Source organism: Sphingomonas sp. UV9, from assembly GCF_004101245.1.
Lineage (GTDB): Bacteria > Pseudomonadota > Alphaproteobacteria > Sphingomonadales > Sphingomonadaceae > Sphingomonas.
In genome coordinates this window covers 535,074-549,249 of the sequence record NZ_SCIN01000002.1, presented here as the reverse complement: position 1 = coordinate 549,249, position 14,176 = coordinate 535,074, and the positions used below count along the sequence as shown (strand labels likewise).

Genomic DNA, 14,176 nt, shown 5'->3' with positions numbered 1-14,176 from the left:
TCACCCCCCTTGTTTCCCCGCGAAGGCGGGGACCCAGCCTGGGCTCCCGCCTTCGCGGGAGAACAAGAAGGAGCAGGAGACCTATCATTCCTGCCCCCCGCACCCCACATCCGGCTCACGAAAAAGGGGTGCCTATGACCGAACCGATCCTGTCCGTCGCGGGCGTCACCAAAACCTACAAGAGCGGGACAACCGCGCTCCATCCCGTCGACCTCGCTATCAAGAAGGGTGAGATCTTCGCGCTTCTCGGCCCCAACGGCGCCGGCAAGACCACGCTCATCAGCATCATCTGCGGCATCGTCACGCCCAGCGCGGGGACCATCACCGTCGCCGGCTTCGATGCGATCCACGACTACAAGCAGGCGCGCAGCCGCATCGGCCTGGTGCCGCAGGAACTGAACGTCGACATGTTCGAGACGGTGCTCGCCACCGTCACCTTCAGCCGCCGCCTGTTCGGGCGCTCCGGTCATAGCGACTATATCGAACAGGTGCTGCGCGACCTCTCGCTCTGGGACAAGCGTCACGCGAAGATCCGCGAGCTGTCGGGCGGGATGAAACGCCGCGTGCTGATCGCCAAGGCGCTGAGCCACGAACCCGAAATCCTGTTTCTCGACGAGCCCACCGCGGGGGTCGACGTCGCGCTGCGCCGCGACATGTGGAAGCTCGTCCACCGCCTGCGCGAAGGCGGCACGACGATCATCCTGACGACGCATTATATCGAGGAGGCCGAGGAGATGGCCGACCGCGTCGGCGTCATCGACAAGGGCAAGCTGCTGCTGGTCGACGACAAGTCCTCGCTGATGAAGAAGCTCGGCAAGCGCGAACTGGACATTGCGCTGCAGGATCCGATGACGACGATCCCGCCGGAGCTCGCGGACTGGGACCTGTCGCTACAGGACGAGGGCAAGCGCCTGCGCTATGTGTTCGACGCGCAGGCCGATCATACCGGCATACCGTCTTTATTGCGCAAGCTCGGCGATCTCGGGATCGGCTTCAAGGATCTCGAAACCAGCAAATCGAGCCTCGAAGACATCTTCGTCGATCTCGTCGGAGAGCGCGCATGACCACGTCCCCCATCACGACGCCGTTCCTGAACTGGCACGGCATCTGGGCGATCTATCGCTTCGAAATGGCGCGGGGCCTGCGCACTTTGTGGCAGAGCCTCGTCACCCCCGTGCTCACCACGTCGCTGTATTTCATCGTCTTCGGCGGCGCGATCGGCAGCCGCATGCAACAGGTCGGCGGCGTCGATTACGGCAGCTTCATCGTCCCCGGCCTGATCATGCTGTCGCTGCTGACGCAGAGCATCTCGAACGCGTCGATCGGAATCTACTTCCCGAAATTCACCGGCACGGTCTACGAGCTGCTCTCCGCGCCCGTATCGGCGATGGAGATGGTGATCGGGTATGTCGGCGCGGCGACCACCAAGTCGGTGATCATCGGCCTCATCATCCTGGCGACCGCGGCGTTCTTCGTGCCGCTCGGGATCGAACATCCGATGGCGATGATCGCATTCCTGATCCTGACCGCGGTGACGTTCAGCCTGTTCGGCTTCATCATCGGCGTCTGGGCGGATGGCTTCGAGCAACTGAACTTCGTGCCGGCGCTGCTGATCACGCCGCTGACCTTCCTAGGCGGCGCGTTCTACTCGATCGACATGCTGCCCGAACCGTGGCGCACGCTCAGCCTGTTCAACCCGGTCGTGTATCTGATCAGCGGCTTCCGCTGGAGCTTCTTCGGGCAAGGTGACGTCGCGGTCGGGGTAAGCCTGGCGGTGACCGCCGGCTTCCTGATCCTGTGCCTCGCGATCATCGCCGCGATCTTCAAGACCGGCTGGCGGATGAAGAACTAAGGGCGCAGCAGTCACCACCCCGGCGAAGGCCGGGGCCCAATTGGTAAGGCCGCGGTAACTAAGCGCTATCCCTGATTATCGGCGTCCCCCAATTGGGCCCCGGCCTTCGCCGGAGTGGTGTATCTTGCACCCCCTACCGCATGACCGGCAACGTAATTCGCGAACCCGCGCAAACCCTCTGCGTCGCCTTCACGTAATCCCCCGGTTTCGCCCGCGCTATGTTCGCGACGAACGATTGCGGGTTTCGGTCGATCATCGGGAACCACGTCGACTGGACCTGCACCATGACCCGGTGCCCCGTCTTGAACACATGATCGTGATCGCGCAGCGGCACGTCCCACGCCACGACCTTCCCCGGTACCAGCGGCTGCGGCGCGGTGTCGCTCGCCAGGAAGCGTCCGCGCCGTACCTCCATCGCGATCGGCAGCTGATACCCGTTGAGCGTCTTCGCATAGTCGCCGGGCTTCGCCTGAGACTTGTCGAAGGTCTCGGTATCGTCAGGCAGCACGTCGATCAGCTTCACCACGAAATCGCTGTCCGTACCGCTCGTCGACGCCTGCAACGTCGCCGACAGTGCGCCGGTCACGGTGAGGTCGCTGGTCAAAGGCTCCGACACATAGCCGAGCACGTCGGGCCGGTGATCGACGAAGCGCTGATCGTCCGACTCCCACCACGACCAATCCGGACTCGCATAGGTCGCCGACATCGGTCGCCGGCGGAACGGCACCGGGTTCGCGGGATCGGATACGTAATCGCGGCATCCTTCGCCAGCCGCCGGTGCGGTGAACGACAGGCTGCCATCCGCGTGGAGATACAAGTCGGTCGGCTTCGCCCCGGTCGGCGGCCACGCCGCGTAGGTCTTCCAGACGTTCGAGCCCGACTGGAACATCTTGGCCGCGAAGTCGGGCCGCGCGCCCTTGCCGTGCAGCCAATAGGCGAAGAACGGCGCCTGGATCTGCTCCTGGAACTGCGTGCCGCTCGCCGTACCGAGCGGGATCGGCCCGAGATGATCCGCAATGCCCTGCCACCCGCCATGCCGCCACGGCCCCGCGACCATCTGCGCGAGATTGTCCGGATCGTTGCGCTTCTGCCGGGCATAGATCTGCCACGACCCCCACGGATCCTCCTGATCCCAGAACCCCGCCACGTTGAGCGTCGGCACGGTCGTCTTGCCGAGCGTGTCGGTCCAGCGCTGGGACGTGTAGAAACTGTCGTGATTGGGGTGATCGAGCAGCGCGGTGAACATCGGTACGCGCCCCTTGAAGACGTTGCGGTCGATCGCCTCGGCCGAGCCCGCCTTCAGGAAATAGTCGTACGTATCGCTCGGATACGCGAAGTCGGAATTCCTGGTCTTATCGAGTTGCAGCGACGACACCCAATCGGTCGCATAGCTCAGCCGCAGCGCGCCGTTGCGGTGGAGGTCGTCCGACTGCCAGTAATCGATCCACGCCGCCTGCGGGGAAACCGCCTTCAGTGCGGGATGCGGATGCGCGAGCGCGACGGCGGCGGCGAAACCGGGGTAGGACACGCCCCACATTCCGACCTTGCCGTTGTTCGCGGGGATGTTCTTCACCAACCAGCCGACCGTGTCGTACGCATCCGTCGCCTCGTCGACCGCCTTCGGATCGCCGGGATGCACCGCGGTCGACAGCGTGAAGACGCCGTCCGACTTGAACCGCCCGCGCATCGACTGGAAGACGAAGACATAGCCGTCCTTCATCAGCGGACCGAGGCGGTCTGCGCTGGGGAACGGCGCGTCCGGCACGCCGTACGGCGTACGCTGGAGCAGGATCGGCAGCGGCCCGGTCATCCCGCGCGGTCGCATGATGGTGGTCTGCAACTTCGCCCCGTCGCGCATCGGCACCATCACCTCCTGATAGGTGAACGGAGACTGCGGTGCGGCCTGCATACCTGTCTGCGCGGCGATGGCCCCGGGCACCGCGGCGTTGATCGCGCCGGGGACCGCGGCGGTGATCGCGGCCGGGATCGCGGCCGGGATCGCGAGTGCAAGCAGGAGGGCGTGGCGCGACATGGACTTTCCCTTAGTAAACCGTGCGACGATTGGACGAACCTGCGCTCGCGAAGTCAAGCCGCGCGCCACGCTCCGGTCAGCGCCGGTCGCAGCGCCAGCGAGTTGAGATCGATCAGCGCGTGGAGGAGCATCGCCAGCCACAGCTCGCCGGTCATCAGGTAGATCGCCGCCATCAGCGCGCCGACCAGCGACGTGGCGATCACGCCTACCCGCCCCTGATAGCGGTGCATCGCGCCGAACACCGCGATCGCCACGCCGAACGCGACGAAGGCGTTGCCGGTTATGAGCGCGATCAGCAGCGGCAGGAACAAGCGGAAGGCGATTTCTTCGGATACGCCGGCCGCAATCGCCATGGCGGCGGCGTGCGCGATCTCCGGCCGATTGCGCGGGAGGAGCGATCCGACATTGCCGATCGTCTTGAGGATTCGCCAGTTGCGTCGCGTCGCCAGCACCGCGCCGATGACCAGCCCGCCAAGCGCGCTGCCACCGATCAGGCCGAGCATCTCCGCGCGGCTATCACCGGCGAGGCTCGGCAGGAGCCCGCGGATCGCGTCGAACTCGGGTGGTATGGTGACGAGGGCATCGAGCCGACCCAGCAGCGCCAGCCCTATCACCGCCGGCAGGACGAAGGCGAGCCCGGCCTTGGCGATCCAGAGGCGGTAGGTCTTCTGGCGCGAGGCGGTGTCGGGGAGACGCTTGATGCGGCGGTAGCCGAGGAGGTCGCCCTTGAGAAACCAGAGCAACGCCATGAGGCTGGCAAGAAGGAGGGCGTTCGGAAGGATCACACGAACACCTCCTTTCCTTGTTCTCCCGCGAAGGCGGGAGCCCAGTCTGGGTCCCCGCCTCCGCGGGGAAACACTCTTTTGGGTAGCGCTGACGCCTGTCCTGAATACCACCCCGGCGGAGGCCGGGGCCCAATTGGAAAGTTCGGCGTAACGAAGCGCCGTACTCGGTTAGCAACGTTTCCCAATTGGGCCCCGGCCTTCGCCGGGGTGGTGCCAGCTGGCGACATCCATACGCCAGCCGGCCAAATCAATCCGTCCGATGCTCGCCCTTGACCCAGCGCACCGTCCCCGACGACGCGCGCATCACGACGCTCTCGGTGGTCATCTTGCCCTTCTTCCGCTTCACGCCCGCCAGCAGCGATCCGTCGGTCACGCCCGTCGCCGCGAAGATGCAGTCGCCCTTCGCCAGCTCGGACAGGTCGTATTGCTTGTCGAGATCGGTGATCCCCCACTTCGCCGCACGCCCGCGCTCGTCGTCGTTGCGGAACAGCAACCGGCCCTTGAACTGCCCCCCCACGCAACGCAGCGCAGCGCAGGCCAGCACGCCCTCGGGCGCGCCGCCGGAGCCCATGTACACGTCGATCGTGGTATCGGGATCGGACGTCGCGATCACGCCGGCGACGTCGCCGTCACCGATCAGCATGATCCCGCAGCCGACCGCGCGCAGTTCGGCGATCAGCTTCTCGTGACGCGGGCGATCGAGTACGCACACGATCAGGTCGCGCGCCGGCACACCCTTGGCGGCGGCGACGGCGTTGATGTTCTCGGTCGGCGTCTTGTCGAGATCAATGATCCCCTCGGGATAGCCCGGCCCGACCGCGATCTTGTCCATGTAGACGTCGGGCGCGTTGAGCAGGCCGCCCTCTTCGGCGATCGCCAGCACGGCGAGGCTGTTCGGCCCTGCGGTCGCGCAGATCGTCGTACCTTCCAAAGGGTCGAGCGCGATGTCGATCTTCGGGCCCTTGCCGATCGCCGAGCCGACCTTCTCGCCGATGAACAGCATCGGCGCCTCGTCGCGCTCGCCCTCGCCGATCACGACGGTGCCGTCCATGTACAGCGAGTTGAGCGCCTCGCGCATCGCCTCGACCGCGGCCGCATCCGCCGCCTTCTCGTCACCGCGCCCGACGAGCGTGGAGGCAGCGATCGCCGCCGCCTCGGTCACGCGGACCATTTCGAGGACGAGAACGCGGTCGAGAACCTGGCTGGCGGCAGCGGTCAAAATATTTCTCCTCGAAAATGGTTCGCCCCGGATAGGCAGGGGCCGTCCGATTGTCGACCCGATCAGTCCCTGAGCAGGTCGTTGATGCTGGTCTTGGAGCGGGTTTGTGCGTCGACCCGTTTGACGATTACGGCGCAATACAGCGCAGGCTTGCCGTCTCCGCCGCCGATCGAGCCCGGCACGACCACCGCATAGGGCGGCACTTCGCCCTTGAAGACTTCGCCGGTCGCGCGGTCGATGATCTTGGTCGATGCGCCGAGGTACACGCCCATCGAAAGCACCGCGCCCTCGCCGACGCGAACGCCCTCGGCAACTTCGGCGCGTGCGCCGATGAACGCGCCGTCGCCGATGATGACGGGGTCGGCCTGGAGCGGCTCGAGCACGCCGCCGATTCCGGCGCCGCCCGACAGATGGACGTTCTTGCCGATCTGCGCGCAACTGCCGACCGTCGCCCACGCGTCGACCATCGTGCCTTCACCGACATAGGCGCCGATGTTGACGAAGCTCGGCATCAGGATCGCGCCCTTGGCGATGAAGCTGCCGCGGCGCGCGACCGCACCCGGCACGACGCGGATGCCCGCCGAACGAAACTCCGCATCGCCCCAGCCCGCGAACTTCGACGGCACCTTGTCGAACGCCGGCGCGCCGGCCGAACCGCCGTCGATCACGACATTGTCGTTGAGCCGGAACGAGAGCAACACGGCTTTCTTGAGCCACTGGTTGACCTGCCAGCCATCAGCGATCGGCTCGGCAACGCGCGCAGTGCCCGCATCAAGCATCGCCAGCGCGGACTCGACGGCGTCGCGCACTTCGCCCTTGGTGTCGAGCCCGAGGTTGGCGCGATCGTCCCAGGCGGCGTCGATGATGGTCTGCAAGGTCATGATGTCTCCAGGATGGTTTCGAGCCACGGCGCGAGCACGGGCACGGTGAAATCGATATGATCGCGCGCGGCGTCGGGCGATTGTTCGGAGCCGTTGTCGATCCACACGGTTGTCATGCCGATCGCCTTGGCGGGCGCGAGATTGCGCGTCATGTCGTCGGCGAACAGCGACTCCCTGGGATCGAGATCGAACGCCGAACAGAAGCCTGCATAGGCCGACGCATGCGGCTTCGGCATCAGGTCCATCGCGTGGATGTCGTGGATCGCCTCGAAGCTCTCGCTGAGCCCGAGACGGTCTAGGATCTTCAGCGCATACGGCGTGTCGCCATTGGTGAAGACGAGCTTGCGCCCCGGCAGCTTCGCGATCGCCGCGACCAGCGGCGCGTCATGCTCCAGCACATCCATCTCGATATCGTGGACATGCTCCAGGAACGCGTGGGGGTCGACGTGATGTTCGGTCATCAGCCCCGACAGCGTCGTGCCGTGATTGTGGAAATACCCCTTCTGCACGCGCCGCGCCTCGTCATGGTTGAGGCCCAGCAGATCCTGGATGAACCCGGTCATCCGCGCATCGACCTGCGCGAACAGGTTCGCGCTCGCCGGGTACAGCGTGTTGTCGAGATCGAAGATCCAGTTGCGGACATGGTTTAGGCTGGCAAGCATGGCGCGAACCTCTAGGCATCGCGGCACGTGGCGACAAGCCGGATGGGCTGCGACCCTGGCAAGGAAAAGCGCGATCATCGGCATCGAGGGTGGATAAGCTACCGTTCGGTACCTATATCCGACGGATGACACGCTATTCCTTGCTCGATCTCGTCCCCGTCGTCGAAGGCGGCACCGTATCCCAATCGCTCGCCAACGCCGCCGATCTGGCGCGCCACGCCGAAAGCATCGGCTTCCAGCGCTACTGGGTCGCCGAACATCACGGCATGACCGGCATCGCGTCGGCCGCGACCGCGGTCGTGATCGCGCACATCGCGGCAGCCACGAAGACCATCCGCGTGGGTTCGGGCGGCATCATGCTCCCCAACCATGCGCCGCTGACGATCGCCGAGCAGTTCGGTACGCTCGATGCGCTGTTCCCCGGCCGCATCGATCTCGGCCTCGGCCGCGCGCCCGGTTCGGACCAGCGTGTCGCGCGCGCGATGCGCCGCACGCTGGAAACCGACGCCAACGCCTTCCCGCAGGACGTGATGGAGCTGCAGAGCTACTTCGCGAACGACGGCCAGACCGGCATCGTCGCGACCCCCGGCGCGGGCGCGGAAGTGGACATGTGGATCCTCGGCTCCAGCACGTTCGGCGCGCAATTGGCGGCCGCGCTGGGCCTGCCCTACGCTTTCGCCTCGCATTTCGCGCCGGACGCGCTCGACGCCGCGCTCGCGATCTACCGCCGCGATTTCCGCCCGTCCGCGCGCTTGGCCAAGCCGCACGTGATGGCCGGCTTCAACGTGTTCGCGGCCGAAACCGACGCCGAGGCTGAACTGCTCGCCAGTTCGCAGCAGCAGTCGTTCGTGGCGCTGCGCACCGGCAATCCGGGCAAGATGAAGCCGCCGCTCGCCGGCTACCGCGAGTCGCTCGGCGCGCAGGGCAACCAGATCCTCGATCACGTCCTGCAATGCTCGGCGGTCGGCAGCCCGGCCAAGGTCGCCCGCGGCATCGCCGCGTTCGTCGCGCGGACCGGCGTGGACGAGGTCATGGTGACCAGCGCGATCTACGATCACGAGGCTAGAAAGCGGAGCCTGTCGATCACCGCCGACGTGATGCAGGACCTCAAGATCGCGGCGTAGGTCCGCTCTTCTATTCCGTCATCCTGACGAAAGTCAGGACCCAGAGCCAAGCAGGACGGCGTTCGTAACCCTGGGTCCTGACGTTCGTCAGGATGACGGGAAGGGGCGACCTACTCCCCCGCCCATTCCCTCAACAACGTATACGCAATCGCATAAGGCGGCGGCGGCAGGAACGGTCCCTCCTCCCCCCGCAGCACCGCGCGCACCATCTCGCGCGGCACCCACATCGCGTCCTCCAGCTCGTTGGTATCGAGCGTGATCGCGTCGTCCTCGGCCTCCGCGACGCACGCCATCATCAGCGACGACGGGAATGGCCAGGGCTGGCTCGCGATATAGCGTACCTTGCCGACCCGGACGCCCGCCTCCTCGACGATCTCGCGCGCGACCGCTTCCTCCATCGACTCGCCCGGCTCGAGGAACCCGGCCAGCGCCGAATAGCGCCCCGGCGGCCACCCCTTGCCGCGCCCGAGTAGCGCGCGCCCGTCATGCTCGGCGATCATGATCACCACCGGATCGACGCGCGGAAAATGCTCGGCCGCGCAGTTCGGGCACTTCCGCGCCCATCCGGCTCGAAACACGTCGGTCGGCGACCCGCATTTCGCGCAAAAGCCATGCCGCACATGCCAGTCGATCACACTCCGCGCGCCCGCGTAGGTCGCCGCCTCACCCGGCGCGAGCGACGCCAGCACCGCCATCAGCGCGGGCGAACGCATCGCCGGCGCGGTATCGACGCGCATCCCCGCCAGCAATGCCGCGAAGTGCGGCCGCCCGCTCTCGTCCAGCCCAAGCAGGATCGGCGCGGCATCGTCGGGCAAGTCCACCATCGACGTCCACGCCAGCCGCCCGTCGTCGGTCACCCCCGGCAGCAACCCGTCGAGCACCAGCAGCCGCGCGCGCCAGTCGCAACGCGCCGCCGCCAGCGCTTCCGGGTCGTGCCGCATCGCATCGACCCGGTCGAGCGTCCCGCCGGTGAAGCCCGGCGCCTCCTTCACGCTCATCGGCGCAACCTCGCCGCATCCTGCATGAGCGCTGCGACCACCTGTTCGCGCAGGGGAATGCGGTCTGCCGGGAAGTAATTGACCATCACGGTACCGCGCGAATGCTTCAGCGGATCGACCCACGCGATCGTCCCCGCCGCGCCGCCCCAGGCATAGGTGCCCTTGCCCGGACCGTTCGGCGTCGTTTCCAGCACCACCGATCCGCCCGCGCCGAAGCCCATGTTGCTCCCCTTCGTACCGCCGGTACCGCTGCTCACGCCACCATAGGTCACGCCCGTGGGCAACAGGTTCGACGTCGCGAGCGCGATCGTCTCGGGCCTCATCACGCGCACACCGTCGAGCGTGCCGCCGTCCTGGATCATGTGCAGGAACCGGTCGTAATCACGCGCCGACATCACGAGGCCAGCGCCGCCGTACGGAAAGCTCGGCCTCTGCGCGAACACCGAGTTCGCCGCCGGATCGAGCGGCGTCCGCGTATCGCCGACGAACGCGTAGTTGGTCGCAAGTCGCCCGATCTCGCTCTGCGGCACCTGCCAGAAGCTCGACTTCATCTTGAGCGGATCGAACAATCGCGTCTGCACGAACCGCTCGAAGCTCATGCCGCTCGCGACCTCGATCACGCGGCCCATCACGTCGAGCCCGATCGAATAGCTCCACTTGGTTCCCGGCTCCGCGATCAGCGGCAGCGTGGCCACGCGGTTTGCGAATTCCTCGAGCGATTTCGGCCGCACGGGCCGCATCTTCTCTTCCATCGCCGCGCTGACCGACAGCGGCAGGATACCGAGCCGCTCATACTCCTTCAGCAGCGGCCCCTTGGTGACGATCGTGTAGCCGAGCCCTGCGGTATGCGTCAGCAGGTTGCGGATCGTGATCGGCCGCGTCGCCGGCCGCGTGGCGAGCGACGTGTCGGGGCTGGTCGCGACCTTCATGTCCTTGAACGCCGGGATATACTTGCTGACCGGATCGTCGAGGTTGAGCTTGCCATCCTCGATCAGCATCATCGCCGCCATGCCGGTGATCGGCTTGCTCATGGAGTAGACCCGCCACAGCGAGTCGGGGCCGGCGAAGGGTTGTTTTTCGCCATCGGCTATGGTGCCGCTGGCAAGGAACAGGGTCGGTCGTTCACCAAAGCCAAAGGCGCCTACGATGCCTGGCATCGCTCCGTTCCGAACATATCCATCGAACAAGCGCTCGACGTTTGGCAACGCGGCGCGCGCTGGATCGCCTGGCATTTCAGTGACGACGATGTCGCCAGACTTTACGCTTGAGACGCGCGGGCTGGAGGATATCTGCGGTCGGGGCTGCGCCTGCTGGGCGTAGGCCGTAGCAGCAGCCAGCGCGGCGAGGCCGCCCGTCGAAATCCAGTGCACCAGTTTCATGCAGCTCTCCGTTTGGCCTAGTTGCGTATGGCTTTGCCGGCTTTGGCGAACACGGTCGGCAGCCCGGCGCTATCCAGGTCGTCGATCGGCCACCATTCGCTTCCGGCTGGAACGCGAGGTTGATGCGCCTCGACCGTCGCCACCGCAAGCGTCAGTTGCAGATCGAAATGGGTAAATCCGTGCGCGACGGTCGCGCCCAGCATCCGCCAGTCCGCCTGTGCCGGCGCGTCCTCGAACCCCGGTGGGCCGTCGCCCCACGGCCCCGTCGGAAACGCGCGCATCCCACCGAGCAGCCCCGTATCGGGCCGCCGCACCAACAGCACCTGCCCCGCTCGCTCCAGCCAGAAGATCGTGCCGAAGCGCTGCGGCTTGGCCGCCTTCTTCGCCTTGACCGGCAACCGCTCGGGCGCGCCCTGCCTGAACCCCTCGCAATGCTCGCGGATCGGGCAGAGCAGGCATTTCGGACTGCGCGTCGTGCAGATCCCCGAGCCCAGATCCATCATCGCCTGCGCGAAATCCCCCGCGCGGGGATCGGGCGTGATCGAATCAGCCGCGCGCCGAATCGCCGGCCGCGCCGCCGGCAACGGCGTTTCGATCGCGAACAGCCGCGCGACCACCCGCTCGACATTCGCATCGACCACCACCGCGCGCTCGCCGAACGCGATCGCCGCCACCGCCGCCGCGGTATACGCGCCCAGCCCCGGCAGTGCGCGCAATTCGGCCTCGGTCCCCGGAAACACGCCGCCATGTTCGGCGACAACGGCCTTCGCCGCCTTCACCAGGTTGCGCGCCCGCGCATAATAGCCGAGCCCAGCCCACGCGGCCATCACATCGGCATCGTCCGCCGCCGCCAGCCTTGCGAAATCCGGCCACCGCTCGGTCCACGCCAGGAACCGCGGAGTCACTGCGGCGACCGTCGTCTGCTGCAACATCACCTCGGACAGCCACACCCGGTACGGATCGACCGCCTCGCCGGGCTTGGCCCGCCACGGCAGATCGCGGCGATGCGCGTCATACCAGTCGAGCAGGGCCGTCGAGACCGAAGAGCGCTTGGCGTTCACGCGTCGCCTATGGCATGGGTTCGCAGATGAGCAAGCCGCCCGTTTCCCTGCCCAAAGCTGCGACGCCCAAGCGCCGCGTGAAAGGCAAGACCGACCCGGACGCCCCGCGGGAAAACCGCTCGCGCGCGGTCGCCGAGCTGTTGCCCGCGATCGGCGGCGCGGCGTTCCGGCGATTCGGCTTCGTCCAGTCGTCGATCGTCAGCCGCTGGCCCGACATCGTCGGCGCGAAACTGGCGGGCGCGAGCATCCCCGAATCGATCCGCTTCCCGGTCGGCAAGAAGCAGGACGGTGTCCTGACCCTCACCGTCCGCGGCGCGCATGCCCCGATGATGCAGCACATCGCCCCTGAGATCATCGAGCGCGTGAACCGCTTCTTCGGTTACGCCGCGATCGTGAAGGTCGCGATCCGGCAGGGCGAAGTCGCCGCCCCCGTGCCGCGGAAAGCGCCGCCCTCGGTCCGCCCGGTTCCCGTCGATCTCGGCCAGAGCCTGAAGGGCATCGCCGATCCGGAACTGCGCGCCGTCCTCGAATCCCTCGCCGCCGGAGTCGCCTCGACGCACGGCCTTCCCAGGATCACCTGATGCGCGTCCTCTTCGCTTTCCTAGCCTTGTGCCTGCTCACCGGCGCCGCCCCCAAGCGCGACTGGTCGCAGACCGCGCGTATTCTACCCTCGGGTGCGTACCTGATCGGCAACCCCGCCGCGCGCGTGAAGCTGGTCGAATATGGCAGCTACACCTGCTCGCACTGCGCCGATTTCTCGGTGAAGTCGGAGCCTGTGCTGAAGCGCCAGATGATCGCCTCGGGCTCGACCAGCCTCGAATTCCACAGCTTCATCCGCGACCGGCTCGATCTCGCCGCCGCGATCCTCGCGCGCTGCGCCGGCGCCAAGGGGTTCGCCGCGACCTCGTCGGCGATCTTCGCCGCGCAGCCGCAATGGCTGCAACGCGGCATCGAGTATCAGCAGGGGAACGCCGCCCGCCTCGCCATGTACCCGACCGCCGCGCAGATCCGCGCCAACGCCGACGGCTCGGGCCTAACCGCGCTCGTCAAGGCACGCGGCCTGTCCGACGCGGCGATCGACGCGTGCTTCGCCAACCAGCCCGAGATCGACCGCATCGTCAAACTGACCGCCGACGCGCCCAAGGAAATCGATTCGACGCCGACCTTCTACGTCAACGGCAAGATCGTGCCCCATGTCGGCTGGGAGCAGCTCGAACCCGCGCTCCGCAAGGCCGGCGCCCGCTAAATTCCCCGCTATTTCACGTGAGACACTGGAGTAACCCGATGAAGTTCCTGACCACGCTCGCCGTCCTGCCGCTCGCGCTCGCCGCCTGCTCGAAGAATGATTCGACCGCCAATGTCGACGCGCCCGCCGCCGCGCCCGTTGCAGCCGCCGCCGCCCCCGCCGGCCAGAACTGGACCGAGACGGTGGTAAAGACCTCCGAAGGCTATCTGATGGGCAACCCGAACGCGCCCATCAAGCTCGTCGAATATGGCGCGCGCTCGTGCCCGACCTGCGGCGCGTTCGCGCGCGAGTCGTACAAGCCGCTGACCGAGAAATACGTCTCGACCGGTAAGGTGAGCTTCGAATTCCGCGACTTCCTCGTCCACGGCGCACCCGATGTGGCGCTGACGTTGCTCGGCCAGTGCGGCGGCGTCGCGCCGTTCTTCCCGCTGCTCGAACAGATGTACGGCAACCAGATCGCCTTTCTCGACAAGCTCCAGGCGATGACGCCCGCGCAGCAGCAGGGCCTCGCCAACCAGCCGCCGACGGTGGTCGCCACCAAGCTCGCCGAGCAGATGGGCGCGATCGATTTCGTCAAGCAGCGCGGCATTCCCGAAGCCAAGGCGCGCGCCTGCCTCGCCGACCAGAAGCAGCTCGAGGTGATGGCCAAGCCGACCGAAAATGCGATGCAGGCCGGCACCGTGACGGGCACGCCGACCTTCCTGATCAACGACAAGAAGCTCGACCAGGTCGTGAGCTGGGACCAGATGGAGAAGGCGCTGAAGGCGGCGGGGGCGTAAGCCCCCCCCCGCGCGACGCACCACCCCGGCGAAGGCCGGGGCCCAATTGGAAAGGTGGATATAACGAAGCGCGACCTCCGTTAGCACCGTCCCCCAATTGGGCCCCGGCCTCCGCCGGGGGGGAGCAACGCGCGTTGACCTAGCGCACCCTCACTGTT

Annotated in this window: 15 protein-coding genes; 7 read left to right on the top strand and 8 right to left on the bottom strand. The window is 66.8% G+C overall.

The genetic code is table 11. The features are described from left to right. The first annotated feature begins 134 nt into the window (after nucleotides 1-134). Nucleotides 135-1,064, top strand: coding sequence for an ABC transporter ATP-binding protein (locus tag EQZ23_RS08895; protein WP_128454089.1), 930 nt, complete (start codon nucleotides 135-137; stop codon nucleotides 1,062-1,064). Continuing rightward, nucleotides 1,061-1,852 (top strand): ABC transporter permease, encoded by a 792-nt coding sequence (locus EQZ23_RS08890; RefSeq protein WP_128454088.1) that lies wholly within the window; start codon nucleotides 1,061-1,063, stop codon nucleotides 1,850-1,852. The genes EQZ23_RS08895 and EQZ23_RS08890 overlap by 4 nt, the downstream gene beginning before the upstream one ends. Before the next feature lie 133 nt (nucleotides 1,853-1,985). Here the strand turns inward: EQZ23_RS08890 and EQZ23_RS08885 are convergent, their stop codons facing one another. From EQZ23_RS08885 to EQZ23_RS08865, 5 genes are all read right to left on the bottom strand, one after another. Continuing rightward, complete coding sequence (locus EQZ23_RS08885) at nucleotides 1,986-3,884, bottom strand: CocE/NonD family hydrolase (protein ID WP_164913412.1); 1,899 nt, start codon at nucleotides 3,882-3,884, stop codon at nucleotides 1,986-1,988. A gap of 53 nt (nucleotides 3,885-3,937) precedes the next feature. Next, a complete protein-coding gene (locus tag EQZ23_RS08880; protein ID WP_128454087.1) occupies nucleotides 3,938-4,669 on the bottom strand; it encodes a CPBP family intramembrane glutamic endopeptidase in 732 nt (243 codons plus the stop codon). A 247-nt stretch (nucleotides 4,670-4,916) separates the two neighbouring features. After that, a complete protein-coding gene (glpX, locus tag EQZ23_RS08875) occupies nucleotides 4,917-5,888 on the bottom strand; it encodes a class II fructose-bisphosphatase (RefSeq protein ID WP_128454086.1) in 972 nt (323 codons plus the stop codon). A 62-nt stretch (nucleotides 5,889-5,950) separates the two neighbouring features. Continuing rightward, entirely contained in the window at nucleotides 5,951-6,769 is an 819-nt protein-coding gene (gene dapD / locus EQZ23_RS08870) for a 2,3,4,5-tetrahydropyridine-2,6-dicarboxylate N-succinyltransferase (protein ID WP_128454085.1), read from the bottom strand. Continuing rightward, nucleotides 6,766-7,431 carry a pyrimidine 5'-nucleotidase gene (locus EQZ23_RS08865; protein WP_128454084.1) on the bottom strand — a complete coding sequence of 222 codons (666 nt, stop codon included), beginning with the start codon at nucleotides 7,429-7,431 and terminating at the stop codon, nucleotides 6,766-6,768. Before EQZ23_RS08865 ends, dapD begins: the two co-directional genes overlap by 4 nt. Nucleotides 7,432-7,556: 125 nt before the next feature. Here EQZ23_RS08865 and EQZ23_RS08860 point away from each other — a divergent pair, with 125 nt between their 5' ends. Next, a complete protein-coding gene (locus tag EQZ23_RS08860) occupies nucleotides 7,557-8,555 on the top strand; it encodes an LLM class flavin-dependent oxidoreductase (protein WP_128454083.1) in 999 nt (332 codons plus the stop codon). 110 nt (nucleotides 8,556-8,665) lie between these two features. Here EQZ23_RS08860 and nudC read toward each other — a convergent pair whose 3' ends face one another. Together nudC and EQZ23_RS08850 are read right to left on the bottom strand one after the other, a co-directional pair. Continuing rightward, on the bottom strand, nucleotides 8,666-9,553 hold the full coding sequence (gene nudC / locus EQZ23_RS08855) for an NAD(+) diphosphatase (protein ID WP_128454082.1): 888 nt from the start codon (nucleotides 9,551-9,553) through the stop codon (nucleotides 8,666-8,668). Next, nucleotides 9,550-10,710, bottom strand: coding sequence for a serine hydrolase domain-containing protein (locus EQZ23_RS08850; protein WP_346427817.1), 1,161 nt, complete (start codon nucleotides 10,708-10,710; stop codon nucleotides 9,550-9,552). The genes nudC and EQZ23_RS08850 overlap by 4 nt, the downstream gene beginning before the upstream one ends. Between EQZ23_RS08850 and EQZ23_RS20565 the strand changes: the two genes are divergently transcribed. Further along, nucleotides 10,624-10,821: a hypothetical protein gene (locus EQZ23_RS20565; RefSeq protein WP_346427825.1), complete on the top strand. Its 198-nt coding sequence runs from the start codon at nucleotides 10,624-10,626 to the stop codon at nucleotides 10,819-10,821. The two genes, EQZ23_RS08850 and EQZ23_RS20565, sit on opposite strands and share 87 nt — an antisense overlap. 128 nt (nucleotides 10,822-10,949) lie before the next feature. On the opposite strand, the gene EQZ23_RS08845 is transcribed toward EQZ23_RS20565, so the two are convergent. After that, the gene (locus EQZ23_RS08845; RefSeq protein WP_128454700.1) at nucleotides 10,950-11,960 is read right to left on the bottom strand and encodes an A/G-specific adenine glycosylase; all 1,011 of its coding nucleotides are present in this window, start codon (nucleotides 11,958-11,960) and stop codon (nucleotides 10,950-10,952) included. Nucleotides 11,961-12,019: 59 nt separating this feature from the next. Here EQZ23_RS08845 and EQZ23_RS08840 point away from each other — a divergent pair, with 59 nt between their 5' ends. The 3 genes from EQZ23_RS08840 to EQZ23_RS08830 are packed head-to-tail and all read left to right on the top strand — an operon-like array spanning nucleotide 12,020 to nucleotide 14,018. Next, nucleotides 12,020-12,574, top strand: a complete 555-nt coding sequence (locus tag EQZ23_RS08840) for a DciA family protein (RefSeq protein WP_128454080.1) — start codon at nucleotides 12,020-12,022, stop codon at nucleotides 12,572-12,574. Beyond that, entirely contained in the window at nucleotides 12,574-13,239 is a 666-nt protein-coding gene (locus EQZ23_RS08835; RefSeq protein ID WP_128454079.1) for a thioredoxin domain-containing protein, read from the top strand. Before EQZ23_RS08840 ends, EQZ23_RS08835 begins: the two co-directional genes overlap by 1 nt. Before the next feature lie 38 nt (nucleotides 13,240-13,277). Beyond that, nucleotides 13,278-14,018 (top strand): thioredoxin domain-containing protein, encoded by a 741-nt coding sequence (locus tag EQZ23_RS08830; protein ID WP_128454078.1) that lies wholly within the window; start codon nucleotides 13,278-13,280, stop codon nucleotides 14,016-14,018. Nucleotides 14,019-14,176 lie beyond the last annotated feature (158 nt).

Excerpts from the sequence above, each read along its gene's own strand:
- EQZ23_RS08840 (WP_128454080.1), top strand. The coding sequence starts at position 12,020 with ATGAGCAAGCCGCCCGTTTCCCTGCCCAAAGCTGCGACGCCCAAGCGC.
- EQZ23_RS08865 (WP_128454084.1), bottom strand. The coding sequence starts at position 7,431 with ATGCTTGCCAGCCTAAACCATGTCCGCAACTGGATCTTCGATCTCGAC.
- EQZ23_RS08830 (WP_128454078.1), top strand. The coding sequence starts at position 13,278 with ATGAAGTTCCTGACCACGCTCGCCGTCCTGCCGCTCGCGCTCGCCGCC.
- EQZ23_RS08890 (WP_128454088.1), top strand. The coding sequence starts at position 1,061 with ATGACCACGTCCCCCATCACGACGCCGTTCCTGAACTGGCACGGCATC.
- EQZ23_RS08835 (WP_128454079.1), top strand. The coding sequence starts at position 12,574 with ATGCGCGTCCTCTTCGCTTTCCTAGCCTTGTGCCTGCTCACCGGCGCC.
- dapD (WP_128454085.1), bottom strand. The coding sequence starts at position 6,769 with ATGACCTTGCAGACCATCATCGACGCCGCCTGGGACGATCGCGCCAAC.
- EQZ23_RS08860 (WP_128454083.1), top strand. The coding sequence starts at position 7,557 with ATGACACGCTATTCCTTGCTCGATCTCGTCCCCGTCGTCGAAGGCGGC.
- EQZ23_RS08885 (WP_164913412.1), bottom strand. The coding sequence starts at position 3,884 with ATGTCGCGCCACGCCCTCCTGCTTGCACTCGCGATCCCGGCCGCGATC.
- nudC (WP_128454082.1), bottom strand. The coding sequence starts at position 9,553 with ATGAGCGTGAAGGAGGCGCCGGGCTTCACCGGCGGGACGCTCGACCGG.
- EQZ23_RS08850 (WP_346427817.1), bottom strand. The coding sequence starts at position 10,710 with ATGCCAGGCATCGTAGGCGCCTTTGGCTTTGGTGAACGACCGACCCTG.
- EQZ23_RS08895 (WP_128454089.1), top strand. The coding sequence starts at position 135 with ATGACCGAACCGATCCTGTCCGTCGCGGGCGTCACCAAAACCTACAAG.